The sequence below is a fragment of the Arthrobacter sp. 05N428_2 genome (genome assembly GCF_056397065.1).
Genome location: NZ_JBFTMR010000004.1, coordinates 358293 through 373322 on the forward strand (window position 1 = coordinate 358293; position 15030 = coordinate 373322).

Below are 15030 nucleotides of genomic sequence, written 5' to 3' on the forward strand. Positions count from 1 at the left end.
GCTGGTCCGGCCGCTAAAACCTTCCATAGCGCGCGCGGGCCATCGAGTACACGCCAAAGCAGACCAGCCCCGCCGCGATTGCGGCGAGCAGGAACACGCCGTACGGCTGGGAGCCGAGGGTCTTCAGGCCGCCGTCCAGACCTGAGGATTTCGACGGATCCGCTGTGGCCGCGGCAACGATCATCAGGATGCCGACGACTGCGAGGACCACGCCCTTGGCGGAATAACCAATGGTCCCTATCCATTCGACGGCCGTGCGGGCGTTGCCCGGGTCCTGCAGATCCTCCATGTACTTCCGTGTGACTCCGCGGTAGACGTAATAGACGCCCGCTCCGATGACCGCGAGCCCGATCGCTATGAGCAGCACCACCCCGGCAGGCGTCCCCATGAGCTTGGCGGTGAAGTCGCTTGCCGACTGGCTGGAGTTCTTGTTGCCGCCCGAGGCGAAGACGGCGAAAGTAAAGGCCAGGAATCCGAACACAACGGCCTTCCCCACCGCCGCCCCCGACTCCTTCAGCTTCTTCTTTGAATCGGTCTCCGAGCGGGCTGCGAAGACGGCCTCGCTGACCATCCAGAGGGCCAGCGCGGCGCACGCAGCAAACCCAGCCCAGAGCAAGAACGTTCCACCCGGCTTCGCGGCGATCGACCCGATCGCGCCGGACTGATCAGCCTCACCGCCCTGCCCCCTGACTACCTGCAGGGCAATGCCGCCGATCACGATGTGGACCAGGCCGATGAAAACGAATCCGGTGCGTGCGAGGATTCGCAGGGCGGGGCTTCGGCTCGCCGACGCCGCCTCGGATACAGCCCGATTAGCCTTCTGCGAGGCATTGCCCATGGCTAGACCTTCCCGATATGAACTTGAACTTCGGTTGCCCGCTCCGGCGTCGCCAGGTTGCCGGCGTCGCGGATGCTCCAGTGTATGTCCGTGTCCGGCGGCGCGAACAGACCTCGGAAGGCACGGCTGCCCGGCAGGCAACCGATCCGTGCCGGTCCCCACCGGTTCGTCCTTGAACCGGCGGGTACTGGCCGGCTGGAACTGGCCGGCGGGCACAAAAGGGAGAACCCCAAGGCCCTCCCCTCGTGTTGGCTGGTTAGCGGCCAGATCCTTCGTGGCGGCCCTCATTCCGGTCCTGGGCCCGGTCGGCCCGTGCGGGGTGGCTGTCGTCCTCGTGCTTGGAAAATGTGCGAAGACCCGAAGCGCAGACGGAGCGCCTAAGACACCCACTCAAGGGTTCAAAAACCCCCGCAAATGTGGAGCTAAGGAGATTCGAACTCCTGACCTCTTCGATGCGAACGAAGCGCTCTACCAACTGAGCTATAGCCCCGTAAGAAAGCCGTTCCCGGGGGAACGGCGTTTCCAACGTTCTTAGGCTACAAACTATCCGCCCGCATTGCCAGCCAGCCCTCGAAAGTCTGCGTGCCGTGTCGCTCTGCCGGCGCCAAGTTATCGCCAGCCCGCAGGTACTTTCCCATCCCGCCCGGCAGCGGCAGCTCCACCAGACGTCCGCGTGCCCCAGAAGCCTGCTGCCATGTGCGGGCGAGTTCCCGCATGCCGATGATTTCCGGGCCACCGACGGTCCGGATCCTGTGCCGCTCGCCTGATGGCGCCGTCAGCGCTCCCTCGAGCAGCGCCGCGGCCACCTCGGCAGGCGCGATCGGCTGGAACCTTGCACCCTTCACCACAGGAATCAGCCGGACCTTGGCGCCGGCGGCAAACACGCGTGCCAGCAAAGAATGGAACTGAGTGGCCCGCACCACCAGTGTCTCGAGGCCGGACCGTCCATAGGCCTGTTCCTTGGCCGCCTTGGACTTGTAGTAGCCCAGGCTGCTGCGGTCGCAGTTGACGATCGAGAGCATGACTGCCGTCCTGACGCCGGCTTCCTGTGCGGCGGCCAGCAGCCGCGCGCCGCCGTCAGCGAAGTTCTTCAGTGCCTTGCCTGCCCGTCCCTCCAGGCAATCGATGACGACGTCGGCTCCGGCCAGCGCTGCGGGCCAGCCCCTCCCCCGTCGTCACATCACCACGGAAATACTCCGCTCCGCCTTCATGACCGGCGGTCTCCGGTGCGGGAGGATTGCGGCTGAGCACGGCCACTTGGTGTCCGCCGGCAAGCGCCTGACGTACAACTTCGCGGCCCACCTGTCCGGTTCCCCCGGCAATGCAGATTTTCGTCATGGTCCTCAGACTAGCGGCCGCGGGCAATAAATGGCCCCGGGCCGCCGATGCGACGGCTGCTCGGGGCGGGACCTGGGAGGATCAGGCGCGGCGGCGCTGCAGGACGTCGTCGAGGTTACTCAGTGCGCTCTGGCCCTTGCCCAGCGGCTTGGACTCCGCGTCGGGCGTCTCCGGCTGGCGGACCGAGGCCTGCTTGAGCGAGGGCTTGCCGACGGCTTTCGGGGCTTCCGGCAGGTCCAGCGGCTCGGGGGCGGGGCGTTCGGCTTTGGGGGCCTCGACGTAGCTTGGCTTCGGAACCTCCACGGGCTCCCAGCTTGCCGCGGCGGTGGGATCCTCGACGCGGCGGACGTAAGTGTCGCCCGACGCAGCAGCTTCGGCCAGAGCGGCCCGCCGCAATTCGTCGGCCGTCAAGGGTTTGGCGGCGGGCGCGAGCGGAGCGGCGCCGGCTTCGGCGTCGAACAGTGGGCTCTCTTTCGCGGGTCCCGCTTCGGGGACCGCGGCTGCCCGGCCCGCGGCGGGCGCCGCGGCGGCACCGCGCACCGGTGAGCCCATGGCTGAGCGGAACGCGGCATCGACTTTGCGCCGTCGATCCCGTACCGCAAGCCTGCGGAGCAGTACGACGGCGGCCACCGCGCCGAGGAGGGTCAGGACGGGAAGCCACCCGGACCCCAGTCCGAAGAGCCGCAGGACACCGGAGACGACGCCGGTGAGGAGGGCGAGCGTGCCCAGCAGGGCGAGCGCCGAGCGGCCATAGCGGATCCGGAATGCCGGGGCGGGCACCGCGGGCTTCCGATCGCCGTCGAGGTCAAGGGAACTCGGGGCGGACTCGGGCCGCTGCGTACTCGTCATCGGTTTCTCCTGCGGGGCCGCCATTTTCATCACGTATGCGGCCTGGGGGTCTGTTTTGCCTGCATCTACCACGTCCATCAAGAACTCCCCCGCCGGGTGCAGCCGGGTACGGCCATTCCGGAGCATGTAGGGAGCCACCCACACGATCCAGAGCGCAACAGCAATGACAAGGATCACTGAGCTGCTAAGAGGGAAGTCCACAATCAAAACGGTATGAGCAAGACGGCGACCCGGGCGGCATTGCCTGCGGTGTGTCGCGAGAGAACTGCCAATTCACTGGAGATATGCCGAAAGGGCTGGTCAGGCACGCATTTTCGATGCTTAGGCGGGACGGTTTTCCAGCCACCGGGCCAGTAGCCCTTCAGATACTTCCTCGGCTGTCAGCGCGAAGGTGCGGTGGTCCGCCCACTGCCCGTTGATGTGCAGGAAGCGAGGCCGGTATCCCTCGTCACGGAACCCAAGCTTCTCCACCACCCGCAGGCTCGGGCGGTTTTCCGGCCGGATATTGATTTCCATGCGGTGCAGCCCCAGCGTGCGGAAGCAATAGTCGGTGGCCATCGCAACGGCGGTCGGTGCTATGCCGTGCCCCGCCCGGTCCCGGTCGACCCAGTAACCAAGTGTGGCCATCATGGCCGACCCCCAGACAATCGAGGAGACAGTCAACTGGCCCACGATCACGGGGTCCTTGAAGCCCGGCGTCCATGCGGTGATGACGAATGGCAGCGCGGACGCCTGCGCCGCTTGCGCTTTGAGCGAGCGCACCATCTGGCGGTAGTCGGGCAAGCCGCCGCCGGGAACCGGGTTGGACGCTTCCCAGGGGGCAAGCCACTGCTCATTACGCGCCCGCAGCTCGCTCCATTCCTTGCGGTCCCGGTACCGGATCGGACGCAGCACAAGGTCACCGCACTCCAAAGTCACCGGCCACGTGAAGCCGCCCCCCACGGAACTACTTCGTCAAGCCAGCGGCGAAGCCGGGCAGCCAGTCGCGCAGTCCGGGGCCGAGGTCCTCACTGTCGCAGGCGAGCTGGACGCAGGCCTTGAGGTAGCTCAGCTTGTCGCCGGTGTCGTAACGGCGGCCGCGGAAGACGACGCCGTACACGCCGTACCCTTCGCCTTGGCCGGCGGAAAGCTCCTGCAGGGCATCTGTGAGCTGGATTTCGCCGCCACGGCCCGGTTCGGTCCGCTCGAGGACCTCGAAGACTGCGGGGTGCAGGACATATCGGCCGATGATGGCCAAATTCGATGGAGCTTCGTCGGCGTCCGGCTTCTCTACGAGCTGCTTGATGCGGACGTACTCCTCGCCCTCGACCATCTCGACGTCGGCGCAGCCGTAGGCGCTGATCTGCGAGGGCTCGACCTCGATCAGCGCTACGACGGAGCCGCCGGTCTTCGCTTGCACCTCGATCATGGTGCTGAGCAGTTCGTCGCGGGCATCGATGAGGTCATCGCCCAACAGGACGGCGAAGGGCTCGTAGCCGACGTGCTGCTTGGCGCGCAGCACTGCGTGGCCAAGGCCCATCGGGTCGCCCTGGCGGACGTAGTGGATGTCGCCGAGGTTGCTGGCCGCCTGGATGGACTCCAGCTTGGCCGTGTCGCCCTTGGCCTCCAGCGTCGCTTCCAGGGTGGGCACCCGGTCGAAGTGGTCTTCGAGGGCCCGCTTGCTGCGGCCGGTGATCATCAGGACGTCGTTCAGGCCGACACTGACGGCTTCCTCGACCACGTACTGAATGGCCGGCTTGTCAACGACGGGCAGCATCTCCTTGGGCATCGCCTTGGTGGCGGGAAGGAAGCGGGTGCCGAGGCCCGCAGCGGGGATGACGGCCTTACGGACTGGGGCGTTGGGTGTAGTCACTCGACTAATCTAGCGGAGGGGGCAAACAACAGGTAATTGTTCCCGCGGCATGGCTGCCGCGACGCCCGCCAGATGAGGCGGCACTGCACAGCCGAAAGGACGCTACTGCATGAGCACCAAAGAAGAGATCCGCTCGCGACACCGGCGCAACCGGGCCGCCTTGTCGCCAGCGGATCTGGACGCCGCCGGCTCGGCATTGGCCCGTCACGGCCTGGCTTGGGCAGCCGGACTGGCCCGCGGCGGACAGCGCACGTTCGGCGCCTACCTCGGCGTCGGCTCCGAGCCGCCCACCCTGCCACTCCTGTGGGCACTGCACGACGCCGGGCACCGGGTACTGCTGCCGGTCTGCGAACCGGGCCTTACTCTGAGCTGGGTGTACTGGACCCCGGCCTCCGTTTTTGTCCGCAGCCGCTACGCGCCCATCCAAGAGCCAGCCGGTGAACGGCTCGGCACGTCCGTGATGCTTGACGTGACCGGGATTTTCCTGCCCGCCACCGCCCTGGACCGCTCGGGCAACCGGATCGGCCAGGGGGGCGGTTATTACGACAAGTTCCTTGCCGAGCTCATGAAACTTCGCGGGGACGGCGCCGCCCCCGCTGGCGCCCCGCTTCCGACGGCGGCGATCGTCTACGACGCCGAAGTGTTGCCGGCCGGCAGCATTCCGGCCGAGTCTTTCGACCGTAAGGTTGCGTCCGCACTGACCCCCGGAGGGCTCGTCCCGCTAGCGCCACTTGCCGAGGCGCCCCCCGGCGGGTGATAGAATTGGCACTCAGGCCCTGAGACTGCTAATGCACTTCGCTATACACCGAAGCCGGTGACGGCGAACCGCCCGCGGCAGCCGAGGGACCTGCTCGTTTGCCCCAGAGGAGGAAACCCGGTGCCCACGTACGCATACGCCTGCAAGGACTGCAGCCACGCCTTCGAGATCGTGCAGTCATTTACGGACAGCTCACTGACGTCCTGCCCCGAGTGCGAAGGGACCCTGCGCAAGAAATTCAACAGCGTGGGCGTCGTGTTCAAGGGCTCCGGCTTCTACCGGACCGACTCTCGCGATTCCAAGGGCAGCACCGTGACGCCCGCTCCCACCGCGGCAGCACCTGCCGCCGCACCGGCATCGGCAGCGGCCAGCTAAGACTCCCGAGGCCGCGAGCGGATTTCCGGATTGCGTTCGCTGCAGAACATCCTGTCGGCGCACAGCGTTATCAGCCCGAGGTGTTGTCCACATAGCGCCGACCAGGTCTGACGCCGCTGGGCGGAACCGCCATAGCGTGTCGACATGGCCCATCGCAGCCGCCCGTCAGACTCCTTTCCAGCACGCCTACGTGTGGCGGCCCCGCCCTCCCCGCATGGAAGGTCCCGGCCGTATGGCACCGTCTTCCGCTCCGGCAGCAGCTCCCGCCAACCGCCGCGGCGCCGTCGCCTCCAGGGATGGATCAGGCGCAACCGCCGGCTGGCAGTTGCCCTCCTGCTGTGCCTCGCCACCGGCCTGACGGTTCAGCAGCTGACGCCGGCACCCGACGCGACCGTTCCCGCCTGGGCAGCCGCCAAGGACCTTCCGGCCGGGAGAGTACTGGCGGCCGCCGACCTCGCCGCGATCGAAGTCCCGCCGGGCGTGCTTCCCGGCGGTTCCCTCAATCTCGCCGCGCTGGAGGGTCAACAGCTCGCCGTGGGGCTCCGCCAGGGCCAGCTCTTCTCAGATTCCCAACTCGTTGGTCCGGGGCTTCTGGCTGGCAGCCCGCCTGGGGCTGCGGCCGTTCCGCTCCGCATGGCGGACCCTGCATCCATCCAGCTGGTCTCTCCCGGACAGCTCGTCAATGTCGTGATGACCAGCGGCAACGGCTACGAGCAGGCCGCTGCGTCCCAACTGCTCGCGACCGCGGTGCCAGTGCTGTGGACCTCCGCACACGGCGGCCGCGCCGGCCAATGGCTCGACGGCGGGGAGACGGACGGCCTGATGGTGGTAGCGGCCGACCCCGACCAGGCCCGGAGACTCGCCGGCGCATCAACCCAAGGCAAGTTGTTCTTTGTCCTGGTCGGCGCACGGCCAGGCTAGCCGGGTGACAGCCGAACTCCTGGGGCCGTCCGCGGGAGGTCAGCCCCAGTGTGGAGGCTTTTGCTCAAGCAGCCAGGCGTCGTGGTCATAGCTCCCGGGCTGGTCGCCCCAACGGCGCGGATCGTCCTCCGCGGCCTTGTTGGGAAGCACTCCCCCAGGACCTGTGGCGGGTGCCGCGGCCCGACGCTTGGGTCGGTGCTGCTGCGGATCGTGCCGCGGGTCTCCTGCCGTCAGGTCCGCCGCTGGGACAGCCGGGGAAGCGGCCGCCGGGACGCTCCCCCGCTGGGCATCGCGGCGTTCGCCGCCGTCCCGCCCCGTATCGTTGCTCTTGTCGCCGTCTGCGTTCATGCCGCCGGCCTCCTTGCTGCGAATAGCTCTAGCTTGCCTGTGGGCAATTATCCGCCGGTCATCCCCGGTCCGCGGCGGACGCATACGTGTCCTGCCCGTCTTCTACGCTCAGGTTCTCGATGTCGTCGGAAAAGCCGGGCGAGGTCCGAAGCCGGTTCGACGCGACGGGCTTCTCCAAGCCGAGGTAGCCGCCGATCCGGTCCGCGCAGACCGAGGGATCGGTGAACACCTCTATCGTCCATAATGGCATGTACCGCCAGCCCATGCGTTCCAACAGTTGCGGGCGCAGGCGGCTGCGCTCACGAACGGTCATCCGCCGGTACCGCTCGGTGCCGTCAGACTCGATGGCGACGGGACTGGGGATCTCGGCGTCGTCCTGGCCGATGGTGTGCATCGGGTCGGCTGCGGCCACCATGTCCAGGACACCGTCGTACTGATGCCAGACCCGGGCCCCGCGGGCGCGGAGCCGGTCGCCGAGGTCTGCCACCAACGGGTCGGCGCCGAGTGCCTGTTCGCTGGCAGCCGCACGGGAGGCCGGGCTTCCCAACGCGGAGTTGCCCGCGATTTCCCGGTCCAGGAGTTCGTAGAAGTCCACCGCGCCGTGGCTCAGGCGGGTGACATCCAGGTCTTCGGGGCGGAAACAGCTCAGCACGTGCAAGGAGCGCCGGGCCCGGGTCATCGCGAGGGCGAACCGGGCGCGGCCGCCTTCGGCAGACAGCGGTCCGAGGTTGTGCAGCGCACGCCCGTGCGGGGTGCGGCCATAGCCGGGCGAGAAGATCACCCGGTCGCGGACCAGACCCTGGGCACGCTCCAGGTCGACCACCCGGAACGACTCGTCGCCGGCGGTGAAGAAACTGCCCAGCAGGGGGTGGTTGGGCAGTTGCCGCCGGATGGCCTCGCCGATCCGGGCAGCGTGCCGGAGGCTGCCCGTCACGACCGCCAGCGAGGTGCGGGGGCGGAGTCTCGCATGTTCGAAGACCAAGTCCACCACGCGGTTCACTTCGGCTACCACCGATTCGACGCCGTCGTGGTCAGCGCTCGGCAAGCCGGTCCCATCCGGCAGGTATTCCACCGTCAGCGCGCGCTCCAGGCCGGTCGCAGACTGGCCCTCGGGCAGCCGGCGGAGTTCTCCGTCATAGAACCCATTGCTTAGCTGTCGCACGACGTCCTCGTCGACGGCGCGGTAGACGGTCCTGAGTTTCCGCACCGGCAGCACGGCCGCCAGGGCCTGGTACGCGCTGTCCACGCGCTGGTGCGAGCTTTCGCCGGCGGCGAGCCGCTCGACGCCCACGGTGAAGCCGCGCGGGCTGGCGATCTGGTCGTCGCCGAAGGCAATGACTTGACGGGAGCGCGCGACGGCGGGCAGTACGGCTTGCAGTGACGTCGCCTCGGCGTCAAGGATCACGACCGCGTCGAAGCGCTGTTCGGCCGGCAAGAGGCTGGTCAGAAGATAGGGGCTGACGGACCAGACCGGCACCAGCATGGGGATGAGCTCGGGTGACTGCGCGGTCAACGCCGCAGGCGTTACCCGGCCGTCCTTGAGCAGGCTGCGCAGTAGCTCGGACTGCCGGGGGTGTTCGGTAAGGGCAGCGCGCCAGCGTTCGGCCAGTTTCCAGCGCAGTCGGGCAGCACCGCTGGCGATGTGGGCGTTGTCCGCGAGTCGGTATTCTGCTTCGAGCTGGCGGAGGGCGTCGCCGTCGGACATGGCGAGATAGTCGTCGCCGCTGATCATGGCTTCCAGGGCCGACTGCCACCAGGCCAGCTCAAGCTCCGCGGCCACCGATTCGGCCGGCACCTCCCGCTCGGCCAGATCGGCGAGCAGCTCGCCGAGGCCGTGCTCGCGCATGTTCTCCACCAGCAGCGTCCGCTCGGGCAGGGTTTCAAGCGTACCGGTGTCCGCGACGAGGCGGTCCAGCCGTTCCGTCAGCTCGCCGTAGGGGGTGTCGTGGAGGCCTCCACCGGCGCGGGTGTGCTGGACGGCGACGCCCAGCTCAGCCAGCTCGGCTTCCAGTTCCCGGAACAGTGCGGTGATTTCGGCCAGTCCGGACGGCACGGCCGGGTGCCGCTGGGTGGTGGCGTACTCCGCCCACGTGGCGCGCTGGTCCTGGACCAGCAGCAGCGAACTGTGGAGGTCGGCGATGTGCACGCCGGGGCGCACGTACTCCTTGGCAACCCTGCGCAATCGGGAGCGTTGCATGGAGGGCATGTCGATGTTCCGTTCCCGGCGCCACGCCGACGGGGCCGTGGCCGAGATGAGGTCATGCACGGGCCGGTCGAAAATGTCGGGGGTGAACTTGTCCAGGCTTTCGCGGACCGCGACCAGCAGGTCGATCTGGTCGCCCCACTCGGCAAAGGTTTCGCCGAGCCGGATCTCCGCGTGCTCGGCGACGCCGTTCATCCGCTCGCGCAACTGAGGGAGTTTTTCGGCGACCGAGCAGGCTACCTGTTGTGCCTCCTCGGTTTCCTTACGCGTCAGGAGCCGGGCGCCGTGCCACGGGCTCATGGTCGACGCGCGGCTGAAGCTGCCCAGTTCCGCCGCCCGGCGCAGCCGTCCCGCGAGTTCCTCGCGGTCGCGGATGCTGTCCAGGACGCTGCGCTTGAGTCGGACGGTGGTGGCCGGCGCCGGGTGTATCGCGGTCAGTGCCGCGAGGGACTGCATCGCCTCGTAGGGCGAGCACCCCCAGCGCTGGCGTACGTTGTGCAGCGAAGCGACGTGGTCCATCAGCGCGTGCCGGTGCGCAGTTAGGGTGGAGTGAAGGTTCCTCAGCTGCGGTTCGAGCGACTTTTCGTTGCGGACGATCGCCCGGACCAGCTGGCCCTTGAGCTGCAGCGGCGTGGAGTTGCCGGCGAGCTGGACGAGCACCGACTCGAGCCCCAGCGTCTCCAACTGCGCCGTGAGTTCACCGAGGCTGGCCCGCCGGTCGCCGACGACCAGGACGCTCTTGCCCTCGTCGATCAGGGCGCCGATGGTGTTGATCGCGGTCTGGGTCTGGCCGGTGCCCGGCGGGCTGCTGACCACGAGCGAATCGCCCGCGCGGACGGCGTCGACGACGTATTGCTGGTCCGTGTCGGCGTCGAGGAGGAGGAGCTCCTCGGCCGGGCTCCGTTGATCCGTGCTCGGAAACCTTCCGTCCTGGAGCACGGGCACGTCCACCGGCGCACCGGTGGCGGCGCGTTCCAGCGCCGCCACGAGCGGGTTGCTCTGGTTAATCCACGGATCATCCAGGTTCCCGGAAAGGTCTGCGAAGGTCGAGACCAGCAGGTTGTGCTCGATTTCGGCGCCGTGGATCGGCTGGATCAGCGTGCCGAGACGGTCCAGGACAGGCTGCGGATCGTACCGGGCCGTGCTGTAGGCCATCCGGGTCACAGCGTTCACGTCGAAGACGATGCCGTGAATGGACTTCAGGTGCCGGACCAGGGCCGGGTTGATCCGGGCCTGCTCGGTGAGCTGCAGTTCGTAATCGTCCTCGCCGGGGCGAATGGTCAGGGAAATGGCGGTGAGCATGACCGGCGCGGACACGCGTTGCGGCTTGCCCCCGACGGCGGAAGTCCAGACGACGGTGCCGGCGGAGAAATAGCCGGCGTCGATGCCGCGGTCGTTGGCGAGTTCGAAGATCTTGGATCGAAGGTTGCGTGAGGCCCGGGCGGCGACGACGTACTGCTGACGGTCCCGGATCAGGGTCGACAGACGGGTGCGGCGGCCGGCCATCAGTTGGGCCAGGCCGGAGGGATGGGCGTGGGTCAGGTCAATGGAGCCCTCGGGAGTTTTCGTGAAGCGCAGCATGGTGTCTGCTCCGGTGACGGGCTTGAGGCCCGACAGCCATTTCCTGAACTCCTCGGAGCCCTCGGGGTGGCCTTGACCAACTGACACTGCTGCCTTCTTTTCTACTCTCGCGGTTTCTGCGCTCGCGCGGGACGCTCTGGACCATACCGGCATGCTTTCGAGGGTAGCCCGAATCCGGCGTCGGAGAGCGGCCGCAACACTGACGCACGCCAAATTGGTCCGGCGAATTGCCGCCAGGCCGCCCGGCACAGGAAATAGAGAATGGCCGGCCTCGGAGGAGGCCGGCCATTCACAACGCTATTCCCACTCGATGGTTCCCGGCGGCTTGCTGGTGACATCCAGCACGACGCGGTTGACGCCGTCCACCTCGTTGGTGATCCGGTTTGAGATCCGGGCCAGCAGGTCGTACGGCAGCCGCGACCAGTCGGCCGTCATGGCGTCCTCGGAGGACACCGGCCGCAGCACAATCGGGTGGCCATAGGTGCGGCCGTCGCCCTGCACCCCGACGCTGCGGACGTCCGCCAGCAGCACCACGGGCATCTGCCAGACCTCGTTGTCAAGGCCGGCCGCCGTCAGTTCGGCACGCGCGATCGCGTCGGCCTTGCGCAGCAGGTCCAGCCGCTCCTTGGTGACCTCGCCGACGATCCGGATGCCGAGGCCCGGGCCCGGGAAGGGCTGCCGGCCGACGATCTCCTGCGGCAGGCCCAGCTGGGCGCCGACGGCACGGACCTCGTCCTTGAACAATGCCCGCAGCGGTTCCACGAGTTCGAACTGCAGGTCTTCCGGCAGGCCGCCCACGTTGTGGTGGCTCTTGATGTTCGCCGCGCCTTCGCCGCCGCCGGATTCGACGACGTCGGGGTACAGGGTGCCTTGGACCAGGAACTTGATCTTTTCGCCGTGCGCCGCGGCCTCGGCGATGATGGCGTGTTCGGCTTCCTCAAAGGCCCGGATGAACTCCCGGCCGATGATCTTGCGCTTGGTTTCGGGATCACTGACCCCGGCCAAAGCCGCCTGAAAGCGTTCCTGCTCGTTGGCGATGTAGAGCTTCACACCGGTGGCGGCCACGAAGTCGCGCTCGACCTGTTCTGCTTCGCCTTCACGCAGCAGGCCGTGGTCCACGAAGACACAGGTCAGCTGGTCGCCGACAGCGCGCTGGACAAGGGCGGCCGCCACGGCGGAGTCGACGCCGCCGGATAGCCCACAGATCACCCGTGCGCCGCCAATCTGCTCGCGGATCCGTTCGATCTGTTCGTCGAGGATGTTGCCCGCGGTCCAGTTCGGTTCCAGCTTGGCGCCCTTGAACAGGAAGTTCTCCAGCACCTGCTGGCCGTAGGCAGAGTGCTTCACTTCGGGGTGCCACTGCACGCCGTAGAGGCCCCTCTCCTCGTTGGCGAACGCGGCAACGTCGGCGCCCGCCGTCGTGGCGAGGACCTCGAAGCCCTCCGGGGCCTCATGAACGGAGTCGCCATGACTCATCCAGGTGCTCTGGTGCTGGGGCATCCCCTCAAGGATGGAGCGGCCTTCGCCGAGGGTAGTGGTCTCGGTGGCTCCGTATTCGCGGAGCCCGGTCCGGGCCACCTTCCCGCCGAGGGCGTTGGCCATGGCCTGGAAGCCGTAGCAGATGCCGAAGACCGGGACGCCGGCTTCGAACAGGTCCGCGCTGACGCTCGGGGCGCCTTCCGCGTATACACTCGCCGGGCCGCCGGAGAGGATGATGGCGGCCGGGTTCTTGGCCAGCAGTTGCTCGGTGCTGTAGGTATGCGGAACGACTTCCGAATACACATTCGCTTCCCGGACGCGGCGGGCAATCAGCTGCGCGTACTGGGCACCGTAGTCAACAACCAGCACGGGCCTGTGGGACGTCTGGGATGCAGTGGGAGTGGTCACGCTCCCAGCCTACTTTGCGGCGCCGGTCGCCCGCACCTTGAGAAGCCTCGGGTAAGCGAACTCACAAGCCGGCGCGGGCTGTTCAGAAGGGCCGGTCAGTAGCGCTGCGATGCCTGCGGATTGGCGGCCAGTTCCGCCTCCACCTGGGCGTGGAACTTCTTCTCCACGAAGAAGGACAGAAACGGCACGACGCCGCCCAGGGCCAGGATGATGAGCTTGGCGAACGGCCACCGCATCAGCGACCAGAGGCGGAAGTTGGAGATCAGGTAAACGACGTACATCCAGCCGTGGACGATCAGCACCGCGACAGATACGTTCACTCCCCCGATGACTCCCGGCGGCTCGGCGTCGGTGAAACCGAAACCGAACGGTTTGCCGGTGACAGCGTTGGTGCCGCCGGCAAACAAGTAGTGGCCGAAGCCGTAGCGGGCGATCAGTTCGGCGCAAAGGAGGAGCAGCATGGAGCCCGTGAGGTAGGCGAGGACCTTGTAGAACTTCAGTGCGGAGCGGATCTGCGCCTCAGTTCCGCCGAAGCGGCGCTTCTTGCCGCTGGGGCTTCCCGTTCCGTTGGGCTGCTGCGGCTGGACGGCCGGCTTGGGCTCGATCATGATTGCACTCTCGGATTGGTTGAATACGGGTCGGTTTCGGTGGAATCGGCGTCCTGGGGTCCGCCGGCGGCGCGGAGGGCCGCCGCTTCGTCTTCGGCGTCTTCAAGGCCGCGTCGGTAGTCGTCCTTGACCAGGCGCCACCAGATGAACAGCGCGAAGCCGGCAAAAACGACCCACTCCGCGGCGTAGAACAAGTTGAGCCAGTTGACCGTCTGCGCGGGCGGCTGCGGCCCGATGTTCAACGGCCGGACCGGGCCGGAGACGGCCACGTCCGTGCCGGCGGAGCGCTCCGCGCTGGCCGCGACGAAGCCTGGGAAACTGCTTACGTCCCAGACGTTGATGAGTTCCGCGACGGAGACGGCGCTGGCGCGCCCGGGGCCGTCGTCGGTGTTCGGCAGCGGCGCCTCGGAGGGAATCAGCCGCCCGGTGAGTTCCACCGTGCCTCGCGGCGGCGCCGGGGCGTCTGCGGCGTCGGCCACCCAGCCGCGGGCCACTGGAATCCAGGTTTGCGGCGAGGCTCCGGCGCCGGTCAGCGCCGGAGCGCCCTGGACTGCGAAGGCGGAGACGATCCAAAAACCCTTCGCGCCGTCCTTGATCCGTCCGGGCACCAGCACCTGCTTCTGCGGGTCATAGTGGCCGGACGCGGTGACAACCTGATCGGCCGCGGAGCCGGGGAAGAACACCCCCGGCTTCAGCACGGCGGTGAGCGGCCGGGGCTCCTCGGTACCGGCGGAGACCGGCGCCTCGGACCGTGTGGAACGGCCGAACTGCCACTGGCTCAGCAGCACAAAGACGCCCGAAATCACGAGCGCAAGCACGAGGCCTGCGATCCAGCGGGGTTGGAGGGCGGTTTTCAGCACCCCTTAACCGTACTTCGTCCGCGTGTAGAACAGCGAAACGGGCCGGCGGCGCAGGAGCGGCCGCCCGGTGTTCAGTGGTCGAAGAACACCAGGCTGGAATTGATCAGTTCCGAGATCACCTCAGGGTCGTAGGCGCGCCGGAGCGACTCCCGGAACGACTCCTTGGACAGCGAGCGCGCCAGGGTGGCCAGCACTTCGAGGTGGTCTGAGAACGAGCTCGCCGGCGTCGCGATCAGCAGGATGACGGTGGCCGGCCCGTCGGCGGCACCGAAGTCCAGGGCCCTGCCGTACTTCGTGATGCCCACCGCGATTGAGGTGCGGGAGACAAACTCGCTGCGGGCGTGGGGCAGGCCGATCCCGCCGGGGAGTCCGGTCGCCAGTTGGTGTTCGCGGGCGTTGACGTGGCCGAGGAACCCCTCCAGGTCGGAGATCCGGCCGGCCTCGTACATCCGCTGGGCCAGCTGCGCGGAGGCGTCGAATTTATCCTCCGCATCCAACTCAAGGATCACCATCTGCGGCGTGGTGAGGTCGGCATCGTACCGGTCCAGTGGTTCCGCCAAGAGGTGTCCCTTCGAAGTGGCGTCGGTGCAGGGCGCCGGTGCGCCGTACGGCA

Annotated in this window: 15 protein-coding genes and 1 tRNA gene; 3 read left to right on the top strand and 13 right to left on the bottom strand. The window is 67.7% G+C overall.

Annotated features, from left to right (window positions below):
• Positions 1-13: 13 nt before the first annotated feature.
• The 7 genes from AC1DGI_RS06480 to galU all read right to left on the bottom strand — a co-directional run bounded on the left by AC1DGI_RS06480 (position 14) and on the right by galU (position 4877).
• Positions 14-838, bottom strand: a complete 825-nt coding sequence (locus tag AC1DGI_RS06480) for a DUF1206 domain-containing protein (protein WP_476898172.1) — start codon at positions 836-838, stop codon at positions 14-16.
• Between the two features lie 417 nt (positions 839-1255).
• A tRNA-Ala gene (locus AC1DGI_RS06485) sits at positions 1256-1328 on the bottom strand.
• 46 nt (positions 1329-1374) lie between these two features.
• A complete protein-coding gene (locus tag AC1DGI_RS06490; protein ID WP_476898213.1) occupies positions 1375-1986 on the bottom strand; it encodes an SDR family oxidoreductase in 612 nt (203 codons plus the stop codon).
• On the bottom strand, positions 1916-2176 hold the full coding sequence (locus AC1DGI_RS06495) for an NAD(P)H-binding protein (RefSeq protein ID WP_476898173.1): 261 nt from the start codon (positions 2174-2176) through the stop codon (positions 1916-1918). The genes AC1DGI_RS06490 and AC1DGI_RS06495 overlap by 71 nt, the downstream gene beginning before the upstream one ends.
• A gap of 81 nt (positions 2177-2257) precedes the next feature.
• Positions 2258-3202, bottom strand: a complete 945-nt coding sequence (locus AC1DGI_RS06500) for a hypothetical protein (RefSeq protein ID WP_476898174.1) — start codon at positions 3200-3202, stop codon at positions 2258-2260.
• Positions 3203-3346: 144 nt separating this feature from the next.
• Positions 3347-3967, bottom strand: a complete 621-nt coding sequence (locus AC1DGI_RS06505; protein WP_441401252.1) for a GNAT family N-acetyltransferase — start codon at positions 3965-3967, stop codon at positions 3347-3349.
• Positions 3968-3971: 4 nt separating this feature from the next.
• The gene (gene galU, locus AC1DGI_RS06510) at positions 3972-4877 is read right to left on the bottom strand and encodes a UTP--glucose-1-phosphate uridylyltransferase GalU (protein WP_441401254.1); all 906 of its coding nucleotides are present in this window, start codon (positions 4875-4877) and stop codon (positions 3972-3974) included.
• A gap of 109 nt (positions 4878-4986) precedes the next feature.
• Here galU and AC1DGI_RS06515 point away from each other — a divergent pair, with 109 nt between their 5' ends.
• The 3 genes from AC1DGI_RS06515 (at position 4987) to AC1DGI_RS06525 (ending at position 6930) form a co-directional block, all read left to right on the top strand.
• Positions 4987-5634 carry a 5-formyltetrahydrofolate cyclo-ligase gene (locus AC1DGI_RS06515; RefSeq protein WP_476898175.1) on the top strand — a complete coding sequence of 216 codons (648 nt, stop codon included), beginning with the start codon at positions 4987-4989 and terminating at the stop codon, positions 5632-5634.
• Positions 5635-5754: 120 nt separating this feature from the next.
• Positions 5755-6009, top strand: coding sequence for an FmdB family zinc ribbon protein (locus AC1DGI_RS06520; protein ID WP_441399902.1), 255 nt, complete (start codon positions 5755-5757; stop codon positions 6007-6009).
• Between the two features lie 144 nt (positions 6010-6153).
• On the top strand, positions 6154-6930 hold the full coding sequence (locus AC1DGI_RS06525; protein WP_476898176.1) for an RcpC/CpaB family pilus assembly protein: 777 nt from the start codon (positions 6154-6156) through the stop codon (positions 6928-6930).
• Between the two features lie 39 nt (positions 6931-6969).
• On the opposite strand, the gene AC1DGI_RS06530 is transcribed toward AC1DGI_RS06525, so the two are convergent.
• The 6 genes from AC1DGI_RS06530 to AC1DGI_RS06555 form a co-directional block, all read right to left on the bottom strand.
• Positions 6970-7278, bottom strand: a complete 309-nt coding sequence (locus AC1DGI_RS06530) for a hypothetical protein (protein WP_476898214.1) — start codon at positions 7276-7278, stop codon at positions 6970-6972.
• A 58-nt stretch (positions 7279-7336) separates the two neighbouring features.
• The gene (locus tag AC1DGI_RS06535) at positions 7337-11149 is read right to left on the bottom strand and encodes an AAA family ATPase (protein WP_476898177.1); all 3813 of its coding nucleotides are present in this window, start codon (positions 11147-11149) and stop codon (positions 7337-7339) included.
• A 210-nt stretch (positions 11150-11359) separates the two neighbouring features.
• On the bottom strand, positions 11360-12949 hold the full coding sequence (gene guaA / locus AC1DGI_RS06540) for a glutamine-hydrolyzing GMP synthase (RefSeq protein ID WP_476898178.1): 1590 nt from the start codon (positions 12947-12949) through the stop codon (positions 11360-11362).
• Positions 12950-13044: 95 nt separating this feature from the next.
• Positions 13045-13557, bottom strand: coding sequence for a DUF3817 domain-containing protein (locus AC1DGI_RS06545; RefSeq protein ID WP_441399907.1), 513 nt, complete (start codon positions 13555-13557; stop codon positions 13045-13047).
• Entirely contained in the window at positions 13554-14417 is an 864-nt protein-coding gene (locus AC1DGI_RS06550; RefSeq protein ID WP_476898179.1) for an SURF1 family protein, read from the bottom strand. The genes AC1DGI_RS06545 and AC1DGI_RS06550 overlap by 4 nt, the downstream gene beginning before the upstream one ends.
• A gap of 71 nt (positions 14418-14488) precedes the next feature.
• Positions 14489-14977: a PTS sugar transporter subunit IIA gene (locus AC1DGI_RS06555; protein ID WP_441399909.1), complete on the bottom strand. Its 489-nt coding sequence runs from the start codon at positions 14975-14977 to the stop codon at positions 14489-14491.
• Positions 14978-15030: the final 53 nt, after the last annotated feature.